Here is a 21,579-nt window from a genome sequence, read left to right as displayed (position 1 = left end):
TTTTTACATGACCTGCCCCTATTTAATAAAACACTTAAAACATTATAAATTATATAATTAAATGTATTGTGTTTATTGTCTATTTTAATGATTACTACAGGTGAAATGCATATGATAACTGAAGATTACGCAACCGCATTAAAAAATTTGATTTCCTTGACACAAACAAAAAATCTGGTTTTGGCAAATATTACAGGTTACGATATTTCGTATATCAGTAAATGGTGTAATGGAATAAAACTGCCAACTACTAAACATGTTCAGCAAATCAATGAAAAAATGGCTCATCACTTTGCCGATACAATTATTAAAGAAAATAAACAAAAAACGTTATATGCGGCTCTGTCTATTTCTCCCCATACGGTAGATCTTGCTTTTGAAGTAACTCAATATCTTTGTGCTGCATACCGTGTTTCTGTAAAGAAAAATCCTGGAAAACAAAAAGAGTATACATCTCCGATTCGTGTTATTACGGGATATCACGATATCAGTAAATTTCTAAACGATTTGTTTCAAAAAAAAATTGACAGTACTAACCATGAAGCTAATCTTCTGATATTTGGTGAATTTTGTGCCTTATCTGATCTCGGATTTTGGAAATACTTTGAATCTTGTACTCTTAATGCAAAACGTATCACCGTTCGTGCTGGAATAAATTTGGATAAGCTATCCAGTGATCCTAAATATATGCGTCGATTATATCGCATGCTTAATCATTTACTGGATTACGATTTTGTATTTTATGACAATACTAATTTAGAGCATACCAACCTGATTGTGTTGGAGGACTCATTTGTTGTTCAATATTCTTTACAATCCGATGGATTTATGGATATGTGCACCTATATTTCTGATAAAATTTTAGTCGAAGATATTTATGACCGTTTTCTCCTTTGTTTCACCAATCAAACCCCGCTCATTTCTCCTGCAAAAGTTTTGGGGATTGATGAAATGGGATTTCGTACTGCCTTTTACTCTGCCAGTCACTTTTTCTTTTTTCTCACCAATGGATTTGATTTTCTTCTTCCTTCAAATACAATTGACAATATTTTAAGAGATTCCTGCGCTTCAGAAAATGTTGTCCGTCAAATACGGCATTTACGTATTTTATGGGAAGAATTGCTAAGCACAGTCGATGTAGAATTTATGCTGCCTACAACTTCTATCATTCGTTATATCGAAACAGGCTATATGTTCTTTACAGATCTTGAATATAAAACAACAACAGAAGAACGCAAAGATCACCTTCAAAACATTCTCAGCATGATGAAAAATAATCCTCGTATGATAATGGGAGTTCTTCAATCATCTATTGAAACAATTGATTATCATGAATCTAATCTTTCTTTCTATTCTAATTTTTCTTCGGCTTTTCTTAAAAAAAACCGCCAGTATATTACTAATAACGCCAGTCCTTTTTATATTGTATCAAGTAAACAGTTAGTCAATCTTTTTCAATCTTTTTTTCAACGGCTCAAAGAACTGCCGGCTTATCATCAATATACATATAACGATATAAATAAAAAATACGAACTATATAAAAAGTTTATAGAACGTACTTTAGCACTACATGACATATAAAAACCTACAACTGTACAAAAAATTCGGACCCGGATATTTGTGTTGCATCCCAGGTCCGAATTTTCATCTATACGAATTATTTTGGTATCATTTAAAGTAATTCTTTATATATTTTATATACTATTTCCCTATTCAACGGAACAAAATTATTGGACATAAGCCGTTGCTGCGTTTTCATGACAGAATCGGTAAACTCCACTAAATTCGATTTTTTAACACCATACCGCCAAAGCGCTTTCTTAGGAAGTAACTGGTTAAGCAATATTTCTAGTTGATCATACACTAAATCTACGGGACATTTCAATAAACTTGCAAGAAATTTATTTATTTTCTCAATTTCTCCATCTTTTTTTAACTCCATATAATTTTTCATTACTCCCGTAAAAAGCGCATAATTTGCTTCCCCATGAGGAACATGAAATTTTACTGCCAACGGATAACTCAATGCATGAACAGCTCCACACCCTGCATTATCCGATGCAATACCGGCATATGTACTAGCAAGTAAAAAATCTTGATATAATTGTTTTCTTTTTGCCGGTCCCTCTTCTCGAAGTTGAAAATATCCGTTCATAATCATTTCAATCGCTTTATAACAAAATAAACGGACAGTCTCACTCGCATGAGGTGATAATGCTGCTTCTATCGCGTGTATCAGCGCATCCACTGAAGTTGTAGCAAATACATTGAATGGCAGGGTTCTTAATAACTGCGGAATAAGGACCGCCTGCTCCGCATATAGTTCCTCTCGTACAAATCCTTCCTTTTTCTTCTCTAATGCAAACGTTACTACGGCTACGTTAGTTACTTCACTTCCTGTACCACAGGTCGTTGGAATAAGTATTAGCTTTTTATCCTTTTCTACAGGAACTTTTCCATCATACAAGTCTCGAACGGGCAGCCAGTGTTTCAGAGACAGCAGTTTAGAAATATCAAGAACAGTGCCGCCTCCAACAGCAATAATACGTTGTATGTCTTTGGGAAAATCTTTTTGTATTGACTCCAACATACTATCCGTAGGCTCTCCAAACCCATATTCCTCCTGAAATAAAATAGGGCAGGGTAAATGCAACATTTCCATATCTGCTTCATATACATAATGATTAGTGACGATCAAATCATTTTCACAAATATTCTCACTTTTTGCAAACTGCTGAAAGTTGTCATATGAAGCAATAACAGGTTTTACTTTTAGTTCCATCATATACTGTTTTTCACTCCTTACATATCAAAAAAATGGGTTTATTGGTAACGTATCTTTCTCATAGAATTAATCGGTCAGATGTGATATATTACTAAATTGTTTAATTCCTTCTAACAAATGCTTTGCCTGTATATATCGATCAATGCCTATTGCTGTTTTTTTACCTTCCCGCATAGCCAAGACAACGGTTGCTGGTTTATGTACTATATCCCCTGCCGCAAATACCCCCACACGACTTGTCATTCCGTAGGGTTTTTCCGTAATTGAAATATATCCCTCATTACTGGCATTTACCTGCAATGCATTAATACAATCCATCTCCGGACGATTACCAATTGCAGCAATAATTTTATTTGCCGGAACAACACCAAATTCACCCGTTGGGACCATTGTAGCATCTTCCAATATTTTTTGTTTTTCATATTGCAGTCCTTCCACACAAGTTGCACCTACAACGGCACGCGGTGCCGAATAAAATTTGAATTTTACTCCATCATTTTTAGCTGCTTGATATTCTGAAGGTAAACACTTCATATGGTGTTCAGCGCGACGATATACAATAGTTACATCTGCTCCCAACCGTACCGCTGTTCGTGCCGCATCAATGGCAACATTTCCGGCTCCCACTACAATGACTGAATCGCCTGCTTGAATAGGTAATTGGGTAATATCCCCTTTTCCTATCTGTACCTGTTGTACTTGATGCAAAAAAATTTGAGCATCTACTACACCGGGAAGTGTATCGTTGTCTACTCCTAGACTCCAAGCTGCAGAAGCTCCAATACCAACAAATATCGCCTCAAAGTGTTCTGCGAATAAATCCTCAATAGATTTCTGTTGTCCTATCTTTACATTATATTGAAAACAGACCCCCAGTTTTTGCAAACAATCAATCTCACGATAAATATAGTTCTTGTGCAGTCGAAAAGCGGGTATTCCAAACATCAGCATTCCCCCCGGTTCCGAATCGCTTTCAAAAACGGTTACTTCATAATTACGCCGTGCCAGCTCATATGCGGCAGTAATCCCTGCCGGACCACTGCCGATAACAGCGACTTTACCGTTTGCTTTCATACCGGATGTACATGGAAAAACACCGGCATCCATAACGGTATCCGCAACAAATCGTTCTAGTTTCCCAATTTCTATATGTTTTCCTTTTTTTTCTAAAATACACGAACCTTCACACTGCTTTTCCCAAGGACATACACGACCACATATGGCCGGTAAATCACTATTATTGGCAATATAATTTGCCGCCGCACCAAAATTACCGAGAGCTAACTCATGAATAAATTGCGGAATTTCATTTTTTACAGGACAGCCTCTTCGACATTGAGGAACTGCACATTGCAAGCAACGCCGTGCCTCTTTTATTGCTTCTTGCATGGTATAATCATTGCTCTCTAACGGTTCCTGCTCAAAAGCGAGTATGCCTGTTTTATTTGTACGTTGAGTCATTCTCTTTCATCCCTTCTGCTTTCTCATTTCTTTCAATCCTATCCGCTTATTTCTAAACAAACTGTCCGGCATATATTTGATTTCCTTCACAATAGGTATAAATTCCATTTGCTCAAGAACATCCTTTTGTAAATCTATCCCCGGGGCAATCTCAGTTAAATGAATGCCATCTTCTTTTATTTCAAAAACGGCTCGTTCCGTAATGTACATAATTTTCTGTCCGTGTTTACGGGCGTAATTCCCACTAAAGGTAATCTGATCAATACTGCCAAGAAATTTTTTTACGTTTCCCTCTTGCACGATATGGAGTTCTCCATTTGTTATTTCTTCTTTCAATCCACTGGCAGTAAATGTCCCGCAAAAAACAACGGTCTTAGTGTTCTGTGTAATATTAATGAATCCGCCGCAACCGGCAATACGCGAACCGAATTTTCCTACATTAACATTTCCTTGTCCATCACATTGCGCTAACCCTAAACAGGCTAAATTTAATCCACCGCCATCATAAAAATCAAATTGTGCCGCTTGTCCCAAATAACATTCCGCATTGATACTAGCACCAAACCGAACTCCCCCCAAAGGAACTCCGCCAATTGCTCCCGCTTCGACGGTCATCGTCAAAGAATCTCCAATCCCTTCTTCGGCAGCAACGGAAGATATTAATTCAGGAATACCGATTCCTAAATTAATAACCGCCTCGCTGCTCATATCAAATAAGAGCATTGCCGCTCTGCGGGCAATAACCTTTTTAGCATTCAAAGGCGCCGGTTTGATAGCTTCTACGGGAATACTGATTTCTCCGCAAACAGAAGGATCAAATTCACACCCAAAAGTTTGCTGCTGATATAAAACAGATTCAGCTTCTACAACATAATCTACATAAATCCCCGGTATAATAACCAATTTAGGATCTAAAGATCCTCCTTTTACGACTTTTTCCACCTGAACAATTACGGTTCCTCCGCTGTTATGTACAGCCTGGGCTTGTGGCAGGGCATCGATAGGTGAAATTTCTTTAGTCATAACTATATTTCCCCACTCATCAGCAAAAGTACCACGAATAAAAGCAATATCCATCTTCATCCGCGGATAAAAAAGCTGCTCTTCTCCATTGATAACTTGCAGTTGTACAAGATCTTCTTTTGTAATATCATTCATTTTACCGCCACTGATTCGTGGATCTACAAAAGTTTCTAATCCCACATTGGTAAATGTACCCATTCGATGCGCCGCTACATCTCGATAATGCTGCGCCAATGTACCCTGCGGAAAATTGTACGCTTCCATTTTGCACGCATTAGCCATTGCCGCAATTGCCGGAACAGTCCCCCAATGCCCCAAAATAACCCGTTTTAAAAGACCTTCATGAGCAAAATGTTCTCCGCCGCGTCCATCAGAATTTCCCTGTCCCGCACAATAATAAAGTGTTAAATCCTTAGGTGATCCCGTTTGTAAAAATCGTGTTTCTAATGCTGAAGTTAATGCTTCCGGTTGTACAGAAGCTAAAAAGCCATTAACCGTTACAAAATCATTGTCTTTAATAAGGTCTGCCGCTTGTTCTGATGTAATAATCGAAACTTGTTTCATATGTATCATCCTCCGTTCCATTTATCTTCTTAATCATATTGTAAAAAAATAAACCGTGAATGACAGAGCGAACAATAAGACCTTTTAGGACAATATACTTATATTTAAATTCACAAAAGTCAACTTTAATATTCTTATTTATCATAATAAATAAAATCCCATCATCCATTAGATAAAATGATGGGACTCGATTATTCAAATATTTTAAAATTTCTGCCCAGAAGCATCTTTTTTCAACCATTCAATAAGAATTTCTTCTCTGGTCCGTTTAATTTTTGCCAAATCTTCTGGTGTCCAGTGATAAAGTCCGCTTCCCGTTTTAGCACCTAAATTTCCTTTATCGACACATTCTTTCATAACAGATGAACCAGTTTTATCATCGGCAAGATCCGCATTTAAATACGCTGAAATATTATAGAAAATATCCAAGCCTCCAAGATCTGCGGTTTCAATCGGCCCTGTAACAGAAAGTCGCCGTCCAATACTATATTTACATACAGCATCAACTGCCTCAGCAGTACCAATACCTTCTTGAACACAGTATAACGCTTCACGAAGCAATGCAAATTGAAGACGATTACCAATAAATCCGGGAGCTTCTTTTAATAATGCTACCGGTTTTTTACCAATTTTTTCCATTAACTTCCAAGTAATATCAACTGTTTCCTTACTCGTTTTTTCTCCTGGAACAACTTCTACAAGTGGAATAAGATGAGGCGGATTCCAAAAATGGGCAACAACAAAGCGTTCAGGATACTTCAATACAGCTGCAACTTCGGTCGGACTCAATCCTGAAGAATCTGTCGCAAAAATGACATCTGAATCTAAATAATCTTCCATTTCTTTATAAACAGCTTGTTTAATAGGTACCTCTTCAGCAACAGATTCAATAACAAAATCGGCTCCTGCCGCAGCATCCTTAAGAGTTGTAACTCCATGAATCCGACTAAGCAAATTCTTAATTTCTTCCTCCGTTACAAGACCATTGTCTTTCATGACCCCCAACGTCAAATGTATATTTTTCATAGCCCGTTCAATACTGGCATCTTTTCGTCCAAACATGTTTACTTCATACCCACTTTTAGCAAACAATATCGCCGTACCAAACCCCATCGTACCACAGCCAAGATTGCAAATTGTTTTAATTTCTTCTAACTTTTTCATAGTAGTTCCCTCTTTCTTATAAACGAACGCATTCTATATTTTCAGGAGTATTTCTTAAAAAGTCATGCCGGACTAAATCGTAAAGGGTATAAATGTCAATCCAAGAACCATGAGAATTCCTAATACAATAAACGCAACAAAACTATATCCTACGAAGTCTTTAAATTCCAAGCCGCAAACTGCCATAAACGGAACAGCAAAAAACGGTTGAATTAAAGCGACTAAATCACCGCCAAACATATATGCAATAACCGTCTGTGCATCGGGAATACCTAAAGCCTGACCGGCCGGAATAAGAAAAGGTGCCTCAATAACCCATTTACTTCCACCGGAAGGAATAAAATAGCTGATAAATCCGGTCAAAATAGCGGCAATAGCCGGAAATGAAGCTTCTGTACTGAAAGCAATTACCCATGCTGAGATGGTATCAACAAGACCTGTATACTTCATAATCCCAAAAATACCTGCATAAAAAGGAAATTGAAGAATAACCCCCCAAGCCGCCGGAGTAGAGGCCTTAACTGCTTTTAATAATTCTGCCGGTGATCCATATAACCAAATAATCAACGTCAGGAACAAAAAGTTTAATACATTTATATCTAAAGACATTCCAATAACAAAGAAATGATAATATAAATACGTCAAAAACATTAACCCTACTATATAAGAACACCATGGTGTATATGTTACCCATTCACTCGGTGTTTTAATAACTTTCTTTTCCGCTGCAGTTGCTGTTTCTTCTTTTGCAAGTTCTGGATTGAACTCAGTAATAGAAATCATTTTTGTTTCATCACGAGGCGGAAGAATAAATCCAAAAAGAATGATAATAGCCACCACGGAAATTGCTGTTAAAATTAAATTGTATGGATGAAATATAGTTTGAGAAATAGGAATTATTCCTATTTCCTTGACCATAAAATGGTCAGCCGTCGCAACTAGTAATGGTGCAGATCCAGAAAGTCCCATATGCCAAATATAGAACGGAGTCCATGCCGCTCCACAGAGATACCGATAATCAATTTTAATTCCTTTTTTTCCTGCTTGAATCGCAAGATTTTTAGAAATCAAAGCTGCAAATACCAGTCCAAAACCCCAGTTCAAATAAAAACCAATGGAGGCAAGGATAACTGCGTAAACATACACGGAAGTTGCCGAGTTCGGTTTACTGCAAGCCGACGATATCAACTTTTTGCAAATCGGCGTTGTTGCCAGCGCATAACCAGTGATAACAATTAAAGACATCTGCATAGAAAATGCTAATAACGTCCAAAACCCTTTCCCCCAAGAAATAACAATATCAAATGGACCTGCAGGGGTAAATATTTTAGCAAGGATAAATGCCACAATAGTCAATACTAATGCAATAACATATGAGTCTGGCACCCATTTTTGAGCAAAATCTGTAAAATAATCTGTAAAATGTTTGTTGTTCGTAGCCATAAAGCCATCTCCCTTCGAAAAAAACTTTGTGATAGTTTTCACCTGTAATTTCAGCATCCTCTCCTTCATCCGTTTTTGTATATTCTATGTTTATATTGTAAAATAGTCAGGTATGAATAATAGAACGAACAAGTAGACTATTTTGAAATGGAATCGTCTTTGTGAATTCAATAAATTCACATTTTATTTATTTCAATTTTCTAAATATTTTAAAAACAAAAAAGAAGAGTCAAAACACAACTCTTCTTTTGAATCTTACCGCAAATAATGAACATACTATAAACTATATTTATGCCTAATTTATTTAAATGGCAATATACCGTTTACAACAAAAAGATAGAAGGCTGGAAACAAAACTAAAATATACAAACCTACAGTAGTAATAAAAGGAGCCATAGATAAATTTATATTAAGCCCGTATAATCGTACTGTAATCAAGGCGTTGATCGCACAAGGCGCCGCCATTAAAATAATAACGGAACCTAAAAGCACAGCATCTCTCGTAAATAAAGAGGCTATCAGATAACAAATGGCCGGAGTAACAATCATTTTAATAGGTACTAAGTCAAAGGTACTCCAGTAATATTTTTTAAGACCTGAAAAATCAATCATATACCCGATAGGTATCAAAGCAAACCAAGCGCCAAAATGGACCAAGGCCTGAAACATCATGTTTAGAACTTCCGGACGAGGTACATGCATAATATAAAGTACAATACCAAGCAACATCCCCATTACAGATATTTGATTCCAGTTGATAAATACACTGCGCCAATTCAAATTTCCCATAGCAAATGGTTCATCTGTATGTATACTGCGAAATTTAAAATAATATCCCATAGGAAAACAAACAAAAAGCATCACTAAATTTTGAAATACGCCAACCATTTGTGCATAAGCAAATCCGACTTCACCATATAAAATAAAGGCACACAAGCCCCCCATCGTGCCAATATTAGCCGGAATGGCTGTAATAATATAACTTCCCTGTTCTAATATATCAGGAAATTTTTTTTGTAAATGAAAAAAATAAACAATTCCAAGCGGCACTGCCGAACAAAAAAATCCGAAGAAAGGCAGCATAATCAATTCCGCACGAAGAGGCATAACCCAAAAACTAAGAATTGACAAAATCGTAAATATAACGATAATGTTAAAGCGAATCAACCAATTGCACTGTCCTGCTGTAAGCCTATTAATTTTTTTTAATCCATATCCAACAACAAGCGGCAATATCAAATCAACAAAAATAAATACTATGCGTAATTCTGCTGCACCCATACGAAATCCCTATTCCTTTCAATACGACTTATACGTCTGCTATCTCCATGGTAATATGCCGCGTGTCTTTATGCAGCGTCAAAATCAACGAATGAAATAGCGTTAACGTACTTCGATGTCCTACACTGACAAAAGTTGTTTTTGGCAATTGTTTTTGCAGGAGCTGGTACAGATATGCTTCTGTATCTTCGTCAAGAGCAGATGTCGCTTCATCAAAAAAAATCCAGGTCGGTTTTTGCAAAAAGACCCGAACAAAAGCCAGCCGCTGTTGTTCTCCTACAGATAAAACATGATTCCAATCAGCTTCTACATCAAGTTGATCCGATAGATACGCAATACGGCAGATATGCATCCACTGTTTTACTATCTGATCAGAAAATTCCATGTCCCCCGGATATAATAATACTTGCCGCAATGTGCCAAGCGGCAGATAAGGTATTTGAGGAACAAACATAGTTTGCTCTTTTGGCAGCATATTTATTTTTCCTGATACATACGGCCATATTCCGGCAATGGCTCTCAAAAAGGTACTTTTTCCACTGCCGCTGACGCCGCGAATAAGAATGTTTTTTCCTGCGGTAAATCGCAGTGTAACATCCTCCAGCAAGGGAACTCCATTCGGCAGGTATATACCAAAATGAAACAGTTCCAACCCACCGTCCGAAAAAGATTGTTCTACATCTTCGTTTTCTTTTTCTTCCCACAAAATCTCTTTCATATGTTTATTAAAGCTTGTAAGACGATCAACAACAGCTTTCCATTCTGCCAGTATCGCATACATGTCCACAAAATAAGAAAGTGATTCCTGCACCTTGCCAAAAGCATTTGCTACTTGCATCAGACCACCCAAAGAAATTGCTTTAGATAAATATCGTGGCATAACGACAATAAAAGGAAAAATAATTGCAATTTGAGAATATCCGCTATTAAGCCAAATCAATTGCTTTTTCTTTTGAATAATCTTCCAAAAATTATCTAACAACATCCTAAAACGATGACGAAATATATGACACTCTTGTTTTTCTCCTCCATAAAAAGCGACACTTTCGGCATTTTCCCGCATACGCATCATACTAAATCGAAAATTAGCTTCATAGCGTTGTTGAATAAAATTAAGCTTCATCAGCCGATATCCTACTCGGTGTGTCAGCCATGTACCAATGACGGCATATAAAATGGCAATCCATACTAAATATCCAGGGATATGCCAGCTCACCCCCATAAGAGTAAATTCCAATGTACCTGATATTTGATACAGAATAATAATAAACGCCGTTAATACACAAATTGCCTTAATAAAACCTACTGTCAATTCAATGGTTTTCGTTACAAAAAGATTAATATCTTCACTAATACGTTGATCTGGATTATCCGTTGTCGTTCCAAACATCTGTAATCGATAATACGTTTTTCCTTTAAGCCAACACTCAAGATATTGCGCCGTCAGCCATTTTCTCCATCGCAATCCTAATACCTGCTGTAGATAAAAGGAGTACACAGAAAAAATTATGTATAAAGCTGCCAACCATGAAAAATGTATTAATTCATTAAAGATAACAGTCGTATTATACTCTTGCAATGCCGTATAAAAAGTATTATTCCATTGATTCAACAATACCAGCATAACAACAATAGCTATGGTAAGCAATACAACTCCTGTCAAAAGTACATAAGCACTCTTTTTCTCTTCTGATTTCCAATAACTTTTTGTTAATATCCAAACATGAGAAAAAAATTGATGATATGAAGAAAACAGTTTCATAATGCTCCCCCTCGTATAATATATTTTGTAAGCAAGATTTCCGCCTTGCTTACAAGGTAAAACTTCTAATATGGAATTCCTGATGCTACAATTACTTTTAGAGATTTATGGTCAAGGTTACGTCTTTTCTCCCTTGCGGCACCTATCGGTGACTGCTCAAGAAGCTTGACGCCTGCTTTAGTGTCAAATACCGCTTACACAGATGTTACGTCCCTGGGCGAGAGTGGTTTCCAGCAACGTTGCCTCTCACGAGTGAATGCTTATTAACGAGGGTACGGTCAGCAATTAAGATCAGGATTATTCCTTATTCACTTTTCCAACTCTTGCCGAAAAGGAGGTGATTTACTTTGAAGAAGGCGGATCTTCTTTCTACTCTTAACCAACCCGGTGCGGTAGAACTTGCCAAACGACTCGCAGAGATCTGCGTTCCCGTAAGAATCTTGCACAACGTGTGGCAGCTCTTGAATCTACGTTATTTTACGGCATACAGGCCGCGAACCATCTCTCTTCCTGTGAAGTTCTTACTCCGTTCCACACTGTGGTATACGGCTTGAATCCGAAGACCATTAAAAACTACAAGCAATCGTTTATTGACCTCGGCAAGAACGACTATGTCGATGCGCGTTTGTCATCGCCTCATCCTTCATACGGCTCTCGACCTATGAAACTGGGATCAAGGCTGACGATACACCACGTTCAAAAGCTGGCAATGCCTATCTCAGGTATTACCTGATTGAAGCACCCCGCCATGTAAAAAATCAATGCGGCGAAGTTGCTGCATTCTACAAAAAAAATATGATGAAGTAAAAATTCATCAACATAAACGAGCACTCATTTTCTGGGAATCCTTTTGAAACCTTTTCTTTTATAGAGTTGACATATTACCAGATTGCTTAAATAATAATACCTGCAGCAATACACCGCAGGTATAACATAGTTAACGCTCTCTGGCCGTTTGAAAGGCATCTGCTAAAGAATACGTTAACGGTTCAGACGGCTTTGTCGCTTCCAGTATAGGTTTTATTATTTTATTTAATTCTTTTTTTTCTTTTGAAATCACATACAATTTTGATGTGTTGCGAGCATCCCAAAGTGCGTCATGCATTTGACCATCAAATTTTTCTCCCAACGTGCTGACCGCTTTATCTAATGAAATAACTTGATCCAACCCAAGTATATTACAATAAATTTGTTGAAAATTTTGCCAATGCGCTAACATCCAACGAACATTTGCATCAGTAATATCCATTTGTTTGAGTAGAAGCTCCCCATTAAGCTGGCGCCAATCGCTTTCGCTCCAAGCATAAATTTCATAGTTATTTACTTCTTCAGCATTACACCATTTCAAAAACCTTTTATATACAGTCCTAAAATGATCTGCTCTAGATAGGACGGACATGGTAATTCCGGTCAATTGCTGACAAGTATTATCCATTTCGGTGGTATATTCTGGGCGAACATATTCTTTATAAGAACTTATTTCTTTTCCCTGTTCATTCAGTTTAACCGCACCTATTTCTATAATCTCTCCCGCACAAATCCGGCGGGCTTGTCTTTGTTCCCGTTTAATCGGATTCATCTCGAAGTCGATAAATACCGCCTTCACTGGCATTCCTCCTGTTCTGAATCTTTATGATAGTTGATTATATCACATTTTTTAACATAATTCACATATAAATAAAAAAACGATCTTGCAATTTTTTTGTACTATATATCAAGTCTAACAAAAAAAATCTGCCTCTCAAACAGTATTATGTGAGAGGCAGACTAAAATAAATATTATTTTTTGACAAAATATAGTTTTAATTTTATTATTCATCAGCCATTCTTTTATAGATAGCATACTTTTGTTTAGCATTTGCTTCCGCTTTAGCAAAAAGTTCCTCTGCTACTTCTGGGAATGTCCGAGTTAAGGCAGCATATCGTGTTTCTCCCATAAGAAATTCCCGGAAAGAACCCGTTGGTTCCTTAGAATCAAGAATAAACGGATTTTTTCCTTCTTTTATACGTTCTGGATTATACCGATACAAATGCCAATACCCACAGTCAACCGCCTTCTTCATTTCCAGTTGAGAGAAACCCATTCCTTTCGAAAGACCATGGCTGATACAAGGCGCATACGCAATAACAATTGCCGGACCATTATAGGCCTCTGCTTCTTTAATTGCCTTAATAAGCTGTGCCGGGTTAGCACCCAGCGCCACTTGTGCCACGTAAATGTGCCCGTATGTCATGAGAAGACGTCCTAAATCCTTTTTGTTATATCGACGGCCCGCAGACGAAAATTGAGCTACGGCTCCTATAGGGGTGGCTTTCGAAGACTGTCCCCCCGTATTGGAATATACTTCTGTATCCACAAGGAGTATATTGACATTGGCATCAGTTGCCATGACATGATCCAATCCGCCATAACCAATATCGTATGCCCAGCCGTCGCCGCCATACATCCAAATCGTCTTCTTGGCAATATGTTCTTCATGCGCCAATAAATATTCTTTAAGTTCTGCTGCTGTTCCTTCCAGTGGTGTATGGTTCAGTGCATTAATAAACGCCCTGCTGATATCGCTGGTTACTTCTCCTTCATTCTCAATTCCCAAAGAATCAATCCAATGCTGCACCGCATCTTTTAATTCCCCGTCTGCCAGTGGCAGCAGTGCCTTCGCCCGTTCGGCAATCGCTTCCCGCTGCTGTGATAAAGATAAGTACATTCCCATAGCAAATTCGGCGTTATCTTCAAACAGAGAATTTGACCACGCCGGTCCATGTCCGTTCTTATCCGTCGTATAGGGAATACAGGGAAGTGCCGATCCCCAGGCTTGTGTACACCCCGTTGCATTCGCTACAAACATCCGTGACCCAAAAAGCTGTGTCAGCAGTTTCATGTAAGGTGTTTCCCCACATCCTGCACAAGCTCCGGAAAATTCCAACAAAGGCTTGTTGAATTGACTGCCTTTAACGCTGAATTTATCCAGACCGGTATTTTTATCGGATATGGTTTGAGCATAAGTCCAGTTATCTGCTTCTTTTTTCTGTGTTTCAAACGGTTTCAATACCAATGCCTTATTTTTAGCCGGACACACATTGACACAACTGCCACAGCTATAACAATCAAGCGGGGATACCTGTATACGGAACCCCAGCGTTTCAAGACCTTTCCCCGCAGCTGGTTTTGTAACAAACCCTTCCGGGGCTGCTTTTTGCTCTTGTTCATCCAATACATACGGCCGAATCGCCGCATGGGGACAAACGAGTGCACACTGATTGCACTGCAGGCAGTTTTCTGGAATCCATTGCGGTACATCGACAGCAATGCCGCGTTTTTCATATTGTGAACTTCCCAACGGATAGGATCCATCAACATACGGCATAAATTCACTAACCGGTATATCATCACCTTTTTGTGCATTGGACGGCATCACTATTTTCTTAACAAAATCAGGAATACTGTCATCTGCTTCTGCCGCATGCGGAATTGCAATCGTCTGCCACGCTTGGGGGATAGGTACTTCCACCACATCGGAAACACCACGGTCTACCGCTTCCTGATTCATAAAGACAATTTTTTCTCCCTTCGCCGCATACGTTTTTTGAATGGCTTCCTTCATATATGCCGCTGCTTCATTAATAGGAATAACATTTGCCAGTTTAAAAAAGGCTGCTTGGAGAACTGTATTCGTTCGGTTGCGCAATCCAATTTCCTTCGCAATTTTTGTGGCATCTATCGTATAGAAGTGAATATGTTTTTGAGCTATTTGACGCTTAACCTCCGGACTAAGCTGTTGTTCCAATTCAGACATATCCCAGCTGCAGTTTAATAAGAAGGTCCCTCCGTCTTTAAGTTCCCCGACAATATCATAACTATGCATATATGCTTCTTTATGACAGGCAATAAAATCAGCAGCTGTCACATAATATGTCGAACGGATAGGTCTTTTGCCAAACCGGAGATGTGACTTCGTAACACCGCCTGATTTTTTTGCATCGTACTCAAAATACGCTTGCACATACATATCGGTATTATCCCCGATAATTTTAATGGAATTTTTATTGGCCCCCACAGTCCCATCGGATCCAAACCCCCAAAACTTACAGCTCACAGTTCCCGTCGTATCAACGGTCATCGGCTTAATCGGCAGTGATAAATAGGTTACATCATCCTGAATCCCGACTGTAAAATGCTGCTTTGACTGTGGTGTATCCATATTATCAAATACAGCTTTAATATGTGCCGGCGGTACATCTTTAGAAGATAACCCATACCGGCCCGCTAAGATAGCTATATTCCGGTCACTATTTTTAATAGCCGCACAAACATCTTCATAAAGCGGTTCTCCTACAGCTCCCGGTTCCTTGGTCCTATCAAGGACAGTAAGCGTGGTCACACTATCCGGCAAAGAGGCAAAGAAATGCTTCAATGAAAACGGCCGGTATAAATGAACCTGCAGATAACCTACTTTTTGTCCTTGCCCCATTAATTCATCAATCGTTTCTTGAATAGCTCCCGTGACAGACCCCATTGCAACAATAACGTGTTCCGCATCTTGGGCACCATAATAATTAAACAACTTGTAATCACGCCCGGTTAGTTTATTGATCTCATCCATATAAGACTGTACAATGTCAGGGAGATTAATATAATGTTCATTGACTGCTTCCCGTGCTTGGAAAAAAATATCCGGATTATTAACACAACTCCGGATACACGGATGATCCGGATTAAGGGCGGTATGTTTAAAATCATACAGTGCTTTCTTATCAATCAGCTTTCCCAGTTCCTCATATGGCATGACTTCAACTTTTTGAATTTCATGAGATGTCCGGAATCCATCAAAAAAATGCAGAAAAGGCACCCGCCCCTTAATCGTGGAAAGATGTGCGACTCCGGCAAGGTCCATAATTTCTTGAACACTGGAGCTGCATAACATGGCCCAGCCTGTATTGCGGCACCCCATAACATCAGAATGATCCCCGAAAATAGACATGGCATGAGACCCCACTGTACGAGCCGCCACATGAAGAACAGCCGGTTTAAACTGTCCGGCAATACGATGCATGACCGGGATCATCAGCATCAGTCCTTGTGAAGCGGTATAAGATGTCCCCAGAGATCCGGTTTCAAGTGCTCCGTGCAAGGCCCCTATCGCTCCTGATTCAGCCTGCATTTCCATGAGTTTAACCGGCTGCCCGAAAAGATTTTTCTTCCCTTGCGCCGACCATACATCAACGTGTTCCGCCATCGGCGAGGAGGGAGTAATCGGATAAATCGTGGCAACTTCCGTAAATGCATAGGATACGTATGCTGCCGCTTCATTGCCATCCATGGTTTTCATTATGTGTTTTGCCAATTTCAACATCTCCTTATAGAATGAACATTTCCTGCATAAGTTAAACGTTTATCTTATCCTCTTAATTATAACGAAGAACTAACGTTTTTTCAATAATCTTGCAAAAACAGCAAAGTTAAACCTTTAACTATGTATTTTAATTATATATAAAATACATAGTTAATATGCTAATATTACAACATTAAGATATTATATGTGTTCGATTTTTATCTTAAAAAATACACGACCTTGCTTTACGGCTATATGATAAACTATACAAAATATATATTTTTTTCGACAGACAATTGTATGGAAAAACGTTTATATTTTATTTAGACTGTACCTTATATGGTATAATATATAAAGAAAGGAGTTTCTTATGTATTCATGTAAATCGTTTTTCTTTATAGCTACAGCTCTCCTATTAGGGATAAGCGGTTGCGGCAGTTTTCCTAACTCAACGCAACCCTTGGCATCTTCTATTTCATCTGCGGCATCGGCAATTCCTTCGATTGATCCGCAATCGGAGCAGCTTTTTCAAAAAGGGCTAACCGCATATGAATCATTTAATTATAATGAAGCAATATTTTTTTATGATAAATCCCTTTCTATCGACAAAAATAATTATAAAGCCCTTTCTGGAAAAGGAATTGCTTTAGCCATGCAAGGTAATGAAAACAACAGTACGCAGGATATTACCTCGGGAATTGCTTTAATCAAAAGTGCTTTGCAAAAAAATCCCAATTATGTAGCTGCTTTTTACGACTTAGCCTTAGCATTAAAAATTAACAAAAACTATGACGAATCTATCTACTGGTTTCAAAAGGTTATTCAAAAAGAACCTGATAATACATGGAGTTATTATGGAATTGCTACAATATATGGAGATAAAGGCCAAGCAAAAGAAGCCGTCACATATTTAAAAAAAGCAATGTCATTGGACAACATCAATGTAAAACAGGCTGCTCGTACACAGTCTCACTTTGACTCTATCCGCAGCGATCCGGCTTTTAAATCTCTTATCAATGAATAATTCCGCTACTAACCAGTATGTTATTTTCTGCCAATAGCATTTATATTCTTAGTTATTTAATTTTTCAGGGAGGAATAAAAATGGATAGATCTGATATGATGCACATAATGTATGATAAGAAAGGTCCCGTAGTAGCCAAAGCTTTCGAAAAGCGAAATTTTGAAGCGTATTATTGCCCTACTAAGGAAAATGCATTAGAAAAAGCATTGTCTCTTATTTCCAAAAAAGATGTGATTTCCTGGGGCGGTTCCGTCTCTATTGATGAAATAGGGCTGCGACCTTATATTTTGGAACACGGTTACACCGTTATCAACCGCGATAATGCTAAATCCCCGGAAGAACGTATTGAATTAATGCGCAACGCATTGCTCTGTGATACATTTCTTATGAGCGCTAATGCTGTTTGTGAAGATGGACAGTTATTTAATATTGATGGGAATGGCAACCGTGTCGCAGCCCTTTGTTATGGTCCCAAACAAGTCATTGCAATCATTGGCATGAATAAAATTAAACCTACTGTAGATACCGCTATTGCTCGCGCCCGTTCCGTAGCAGCACCTATCAATGTTCAGCGTTTTGCCGGTACAAAAACACCTTGCTTTATAACCGGAATGTGTACCGACTGTCTAAGTCCACAGACGATATGCTGCCAAATAGTACGCACTCGGTTCTGCAAACCTGCAAATAGAATTAAAATAATTCTTGTCGGAGAAAATCTCGGATATTAAATTCGTCCATATAATCATGTGTATTGCAAACAAAAGAAAGAAGCAGAGAAATAGATGTACATTCTCTGCTTCTTTCTTTTGTTTAACAAATTTACTTTACTATTATTTCATATATCCGCTTCCGCTAATTCACACAGAATGTGACCAATCATAATATGCATTTCCTGGGTTCTTGCTGTGACTTCCGACGGAACAGCCAGACATACATTACAGATTGCTGCCATTTTACCGCCTCCCATACCTGTCATACCAATAACCATAAGACCGTATTTTCTGGCAGCATACATTGCCGACAAAACATTTGCACTGTTACCTGACGTGGAAATCCCAACTAATACATCTCCTGCCTGTCCCAACGCTTCAACCTGCCGTTTAAATATCGTTTCATACCCATAATCATTGGCAACCGCTGTAAGAACGGACGTATCTACGGTCAAGGCTGCGGCAGGAAGTGCTTTTCGTTCTTTCTGAAAGCGTCCTACAAATTCTGCCGCTAAATGTTGTGCATCAGCTGCACTTCCGCCATTGCCACAAAAAAGGATTTTATGGCCTTCCGCAACAGCTTTACTGATGATCGCTCCCGCTCGTTTGATCTCGGGCTGCAATATCTTTGTCGCAGATAAAACAACTTCATGATCATGCATCCGTTCTTCTATAATACCCAAAGAAATCGCCTCCTTTATTCCAAGTTTGAGCCATCTGAAATAATCGTAATCCGGCCTGTATCTGGATGAATTACGGCCCCATGAATCAAAACATCCGCAGGCAAATACGGATTTTTTCGTAAACATGCTACCGTTGTCATAACCGATGTCGTGATATTTTCAATGGGATCTGCCCATTTCTGCAGTTGTGGACGAATTCTTTCAATATCCGGCTCAGCAATACCTCGTACTTTCATTTTAGCACACAAGCTGGCTGCCGTAGTACGCAGCATTCCACAATCATCATGCCCCATAACCATAATTTCCTGCACCTGAAGTTCATATACCGCAACCATCAAACTACCGATGACACTATCAAAATCCGTATACACCACATTGCCAGCCACCTTGATAATCTTAGCTTCTCCGCGGGAAATTCCCATTGCCGGCTCTAGAAAAGATACAAGACGGGTATCCATGCAGGCAAGAATTGCCAATTTACGCGTTGGATACTTGCAAAGAGGTGCTTTAACTGATTTTAGTTGACACGCTACAAATTTATTATTTGCTTCCTTAATCTGCTGTAATAAAAGCGACATGAGTCACCCTCCTGAAGACAGAAAATATATGTGATCACTCTACACCATTCAACAAATGTTTCGCTTGTATATACCGGTCAATACCTGCCGCTGTTTTTTTTGCTTCACGCATAGCCAGCACAACCGTTGCCGGTTTATGGACAACATCACCGGCGGCAAATACACCTGCACGAGTTGTCATACCATACGGTTTTTGCATCGTCGAAATATAGCCGTCATCCGTCACTTCTACTTTTAATGATTGAATACTGTCTATTTCGGGACGATTGCCAATAGCTGCAATAATTTTGTTTGCCGGAACAATTCCATATTCACCGGTGGGAACCATCGTAGCATCTGCAAGTATTTTTTGCTTTTCATATTGCAGACCTTCCACATGCTGAATTCCAACAACAGCTCGAGGTGCTGAATAAAATTGAAACTTTACGCCATCTGCTTTCGCTTCCTCATATTCCGACGGAAGGCACTTCATATTTTTCTCCGCACGACGATAGACAATAGATACGTCAGCCTGTAACCGCAATGCCGTCCGAGCAGCATCAATAGCAACATTTCCCGCCCCTACTACGATTACGGCATCACCTTTTTGAATGGGAAGATTGGTAACCTCTTCTTCACCCATTTGCACTTGCTGTACCTGATGAAGAAATGCTTGTGCATCAACAACCCCTTCTATTTGGTCATTGTCAATACCGAGCCCCCATGCAACAGATGTACCAATACCAGCAAATACCGCTTCATAGCCTTCACCAAATAAATCTTCCAGTGACTTATCCCTACCGATTTTTATATTATATTGAAAATGTACACCCAATTGCTGCAATGCTTCTACTTCACGATAAATATATTTTTTATGCAACCGAAAAGCAGGGATTCCAAATAATAGCATTCCGCCTGGCTGTCCATCTTCTTCAAACACCGTAATGTCATAATCTCTGCGTGCCAGTTCATATGCAACCGTAAGACCAGCCGGTCCACTGCCTATCACGGCAACTCTGCCATTATTTTTTTTATTTGTTTTTTGAGGAAGAAACCCACCCGTCATCGAAACGTCTGCAACAAATCGTTCTAATTTTCCAATGGCAATAGGTTTTCCTTTTTTTCCCAAAATACAATGACCCTCGCACTGTATTTCCCGCGAGCAAACACGTCCACAAACAGCCGGCAAATCATTATGATGTGAAATATATTCTGCAGCTGTACCAAAATTTCCTGCAGACAGTTCCTGTATAAATTGTGGAATTTCATTATTAATAGGACATCCCTTCCGGCATTGTGGTACGGCACAATGTAAACAGCGTCGCGCTTCAATGACGGCTTCCTGCAACGTAAGATCATAATCTGCCAAAGGTTCCTGCTCAAATGCAAGAACATCCTGCATACCCTTATTTTCCGCCACAACTATCAACTCCTATCATCCTTGTAATTACACATTACACATAAAAATGGTGCGCCCAAGATGACTCGAACATCCGACACGCAGTTTAGGAAACTGCTGCTCTATCCAGCTGAGCTATGGGCGCATCAAACACGCACAGTGTTTTATGCGCACCACTATAATACCATGTATTTTATATTCTGTCATCTGAAAAATTATACTAAAAGCAGTCCATAATATCTATATATCATAAAGAAAACATATAGAAAACGTCCTGAACTACCTATACAAAATACCCCTCCCATAATAGACAGTCACATCACTTCCATTATCGAAGGGGCGCTTATTTTTATATAAGAATCTGTTTAATTTAGTTATATAATATATTTC

15 protein-coding genes and 1 tRNA gene are annotated in these 21,579 nt (G+C 38.8%); 3 read left to right on the top strand and 13 right to left on the bottom strand.

What is annotated here, in order from left to right; all coding sequences use genetic code 11:
- Positions 1-111: 111 nt before the first annotated feature.
- On the top strand, positions 112-1,581 hold the full coding sequence (locus NXG62_RS10025; RefSeq protein WP_427112267.1) for a hypothetical protein: 1,470 nt from the start codon (positions 112-114) through the stop codon (positions 1,579-1,581).
- A 91-nt stretch (positions 1,582-1,672) separates the two neighbouring features.
- Here the strand turns inward: NXG62_RS10025 and NXG62_RS10020 are convergent, their stop codons facing one another.
- From NXG62_RS10020 to nifJ, 9 genes are all read right to left on the bottom strand, one after another.
- Positions 1,673-2,785 (bottom strand): 4-hydroxybutyrate dehydrogenase, encoded by a 1,113-nt coding sequence (locus tag NXG62_RS10020; RefSeq protein ID WP_427112265.1) that lies wholly within the window; start codon positions 2,783-2,785, stop codon positions 1,673-1,675.
- 66 nt (positions 2,786-2,851) lie between these two features.
- Complete coding sequence (locus NXG62_RS10015) at positions 2,852-4,246, bottom strand: FAD-dependent oxidoreductase (protein WP_427112264.1); 1,395 nt, start codon at positions 4,244-4,246, stop codon at positions 2,852-2,854.
- Between the two features lie 6 nt (positions 4,247-4,252).
- The gene (locus tag NXG62_RS10010) at positions 4,253-5,833 is read right to left on the bottom strand and encodes an acyl CoA:acetate/3-ketoacid CoA transferase (RefSeq protein WP_427112263.1); all 1,581 of its coding nucleotides are present in this window, start codon (positions 5,831-5,833) and stop codon (positions 4,253-4,255) included.
- 204 nt (positions 5,834-6,037) lie between these two features.
- Entirely contained in the window at positions 6,038-6,997 is a 960-nt protein-coding gene (locus NXG62_RS10005) for a 3-hydroxyacyl-CoA dehydrogenase NAD-binding domain-containing protein (RefSeq protein WP_322351520.1), read from the bottom strand.
- A 72-nt stretch (positions 6,998-7,069) separates the two neighbouring features.
- Positions 7,070-8,440 carry a short-chain fatty acid transporter gene (locus tag NXG62_RS10000; RefSeq protein ID WP_427112262.1) on the bottom strand — a complete coding sequence of 457 codons (1,371 nt, stop codon included), beginning with the start codon at positions 8,438-8,440 and terminating at the stop codon, positions 7,070-7,072.
- A 300-nt stretch (positions 8,441-8,740) separates the two neighbouring features.
- On the bottom strand, positions 8,741-9,721 hold the full coding sequence (locus tag NXG62_RS09995) for a hypothetical protein (RefSeq protein ID WP_322351521.1): 981 nt from the start codon (positions 9,719-9,721) through the stop codon (positions 8,741-8,743).
- Positions 9,722-9,749: 28 nt separating this feature from the next.
- A complete protein-coding gene (locus NXG62_RS09990) occupies positions 9,750-11,483 on the bottom strand; it encodes an ABC transporter ATP-binding protein/permease (RefSeq protein ID WP_427112261.1) in 1,734 nt (577 codons plus the stop codon).
- A gap of 937 nt (positions 11,484-12,420) precedes the next feature.
- Positions 12,421-13,089, bottom strand: a complete 669-nt coding sequence (locus NXG62_RS09985; protein WP_322351522.1) for an exonuclease domain-containing protein — start codon at positions 13,087-13,089, stop codon at positions 12,421-12,423.
- 205 nt (positions 13,090-13,294) lie between these two features.
- Positions 13,295-16,828 (bottom strand): pyruvate:ferredoxin (flavodoxin) oxidoreductase, encoded by a 3,534-nt coding sequence (gene nifJ / locus NXG62_RS09980; RefSeq protein WP_427112260.1) that lies wholly within the window; start codon positions 16,826-16,828, stop codon positions 13,295-13,297.
- A gap of 358 nt (positions 16,829-17,186) precedes the next feature.
- Here nifJ and NXG62_RS09975 point away from each other — a divergent pair, with 358 nt between their 5' ends.
- A complete protein-coding gene (locus NXG62_RS09975; RefSeq protein WP_427112259.1) occupies positions 17,187-17,840 on the top strand; it encodes a tetratricopeptide repeat protein in 654 nt (217 codons plus the stop codon).
- Positions 17,841-17,920: 80 nt separating this feature from the next.
- On the top strand, positions 17,921-18,568 hold the full coding sequence (locus tag NXG62_RS09970) for an LUD domain-containing protein (RefSeq protein WP_322351523.1): 648 nt from the start codon (positions 17,921-17,923) through the stop codon (positions 18,566-18,568).
- Positions 18,569-18,675: 107 nt separating this feature from the next.
- On the opposite strand, the gene gmhA is transcribed toward NXG62_RS09970, so the two are convergent.
- The 4 genes from gmhA to NXG62_RS09950 form a co-directional block, all read right to left on the bottom strand.
- A complete protein-coding gene (gene gmhA, locus NXG62_RS09965; protein ID WP_427114275.1) occupies positions 18,676-19,212 on the bottom strand; it encodes a D-sedoheptulose 7-phosphate isomerase in 537 nt (178 codons plus the stop codon).
- A 35-nt stretch (positions 19,213-19,247) separates the two neighbouring features.
- Positions 19,248-19,811 carry a beta-class carbonic anhydrase gene (locus tag NXG62_RS09960; RefSeq protein ID WP_427112257.1) on the bottom strand — a complete coding sequence of 188 codons (564 nt, stop codon included), beginning with the start codon at positions 19,809-19,811 and terminating at the stop codon, positions 19,248-19,250.
- Positions 19,812-19,845: 34 nt separating this feature from the next.
- Positions 19,846-21,192, bottom strand: coding sequence for an FAD-dependent oxidoreductase (locus NXG62_RS09955; RefSeq protein WP_427114274.1), 1,347 nt, complete (start codon positions 21,190-21,192; stop codon positions 19,846-19,848).
- Between the two features lie 65 nt (positions 21,193-21,257).
- Positions 21,258-21,334, bottom strand: a tRNA-Arg gene (locus NXG62_RS09950).
- Between the last annotated feature and the right edge of the window lie 245 nt (positions 21,335-21,579).

Source organism: Megasphaera sueciensis, assembly GCF_050219315.1.
Lineage (GTDB): Bacteria > Bacillota > Negativicutes > Veillonellales > Megasphaeraceae > Megasphaera_A > Megasphaera_A sueciensis.
The sequence above is the reverse complement of the archived record's forward strand: the minus strand, read 5'-3'. Positions and strand labels throughout refer to the sequence as shown.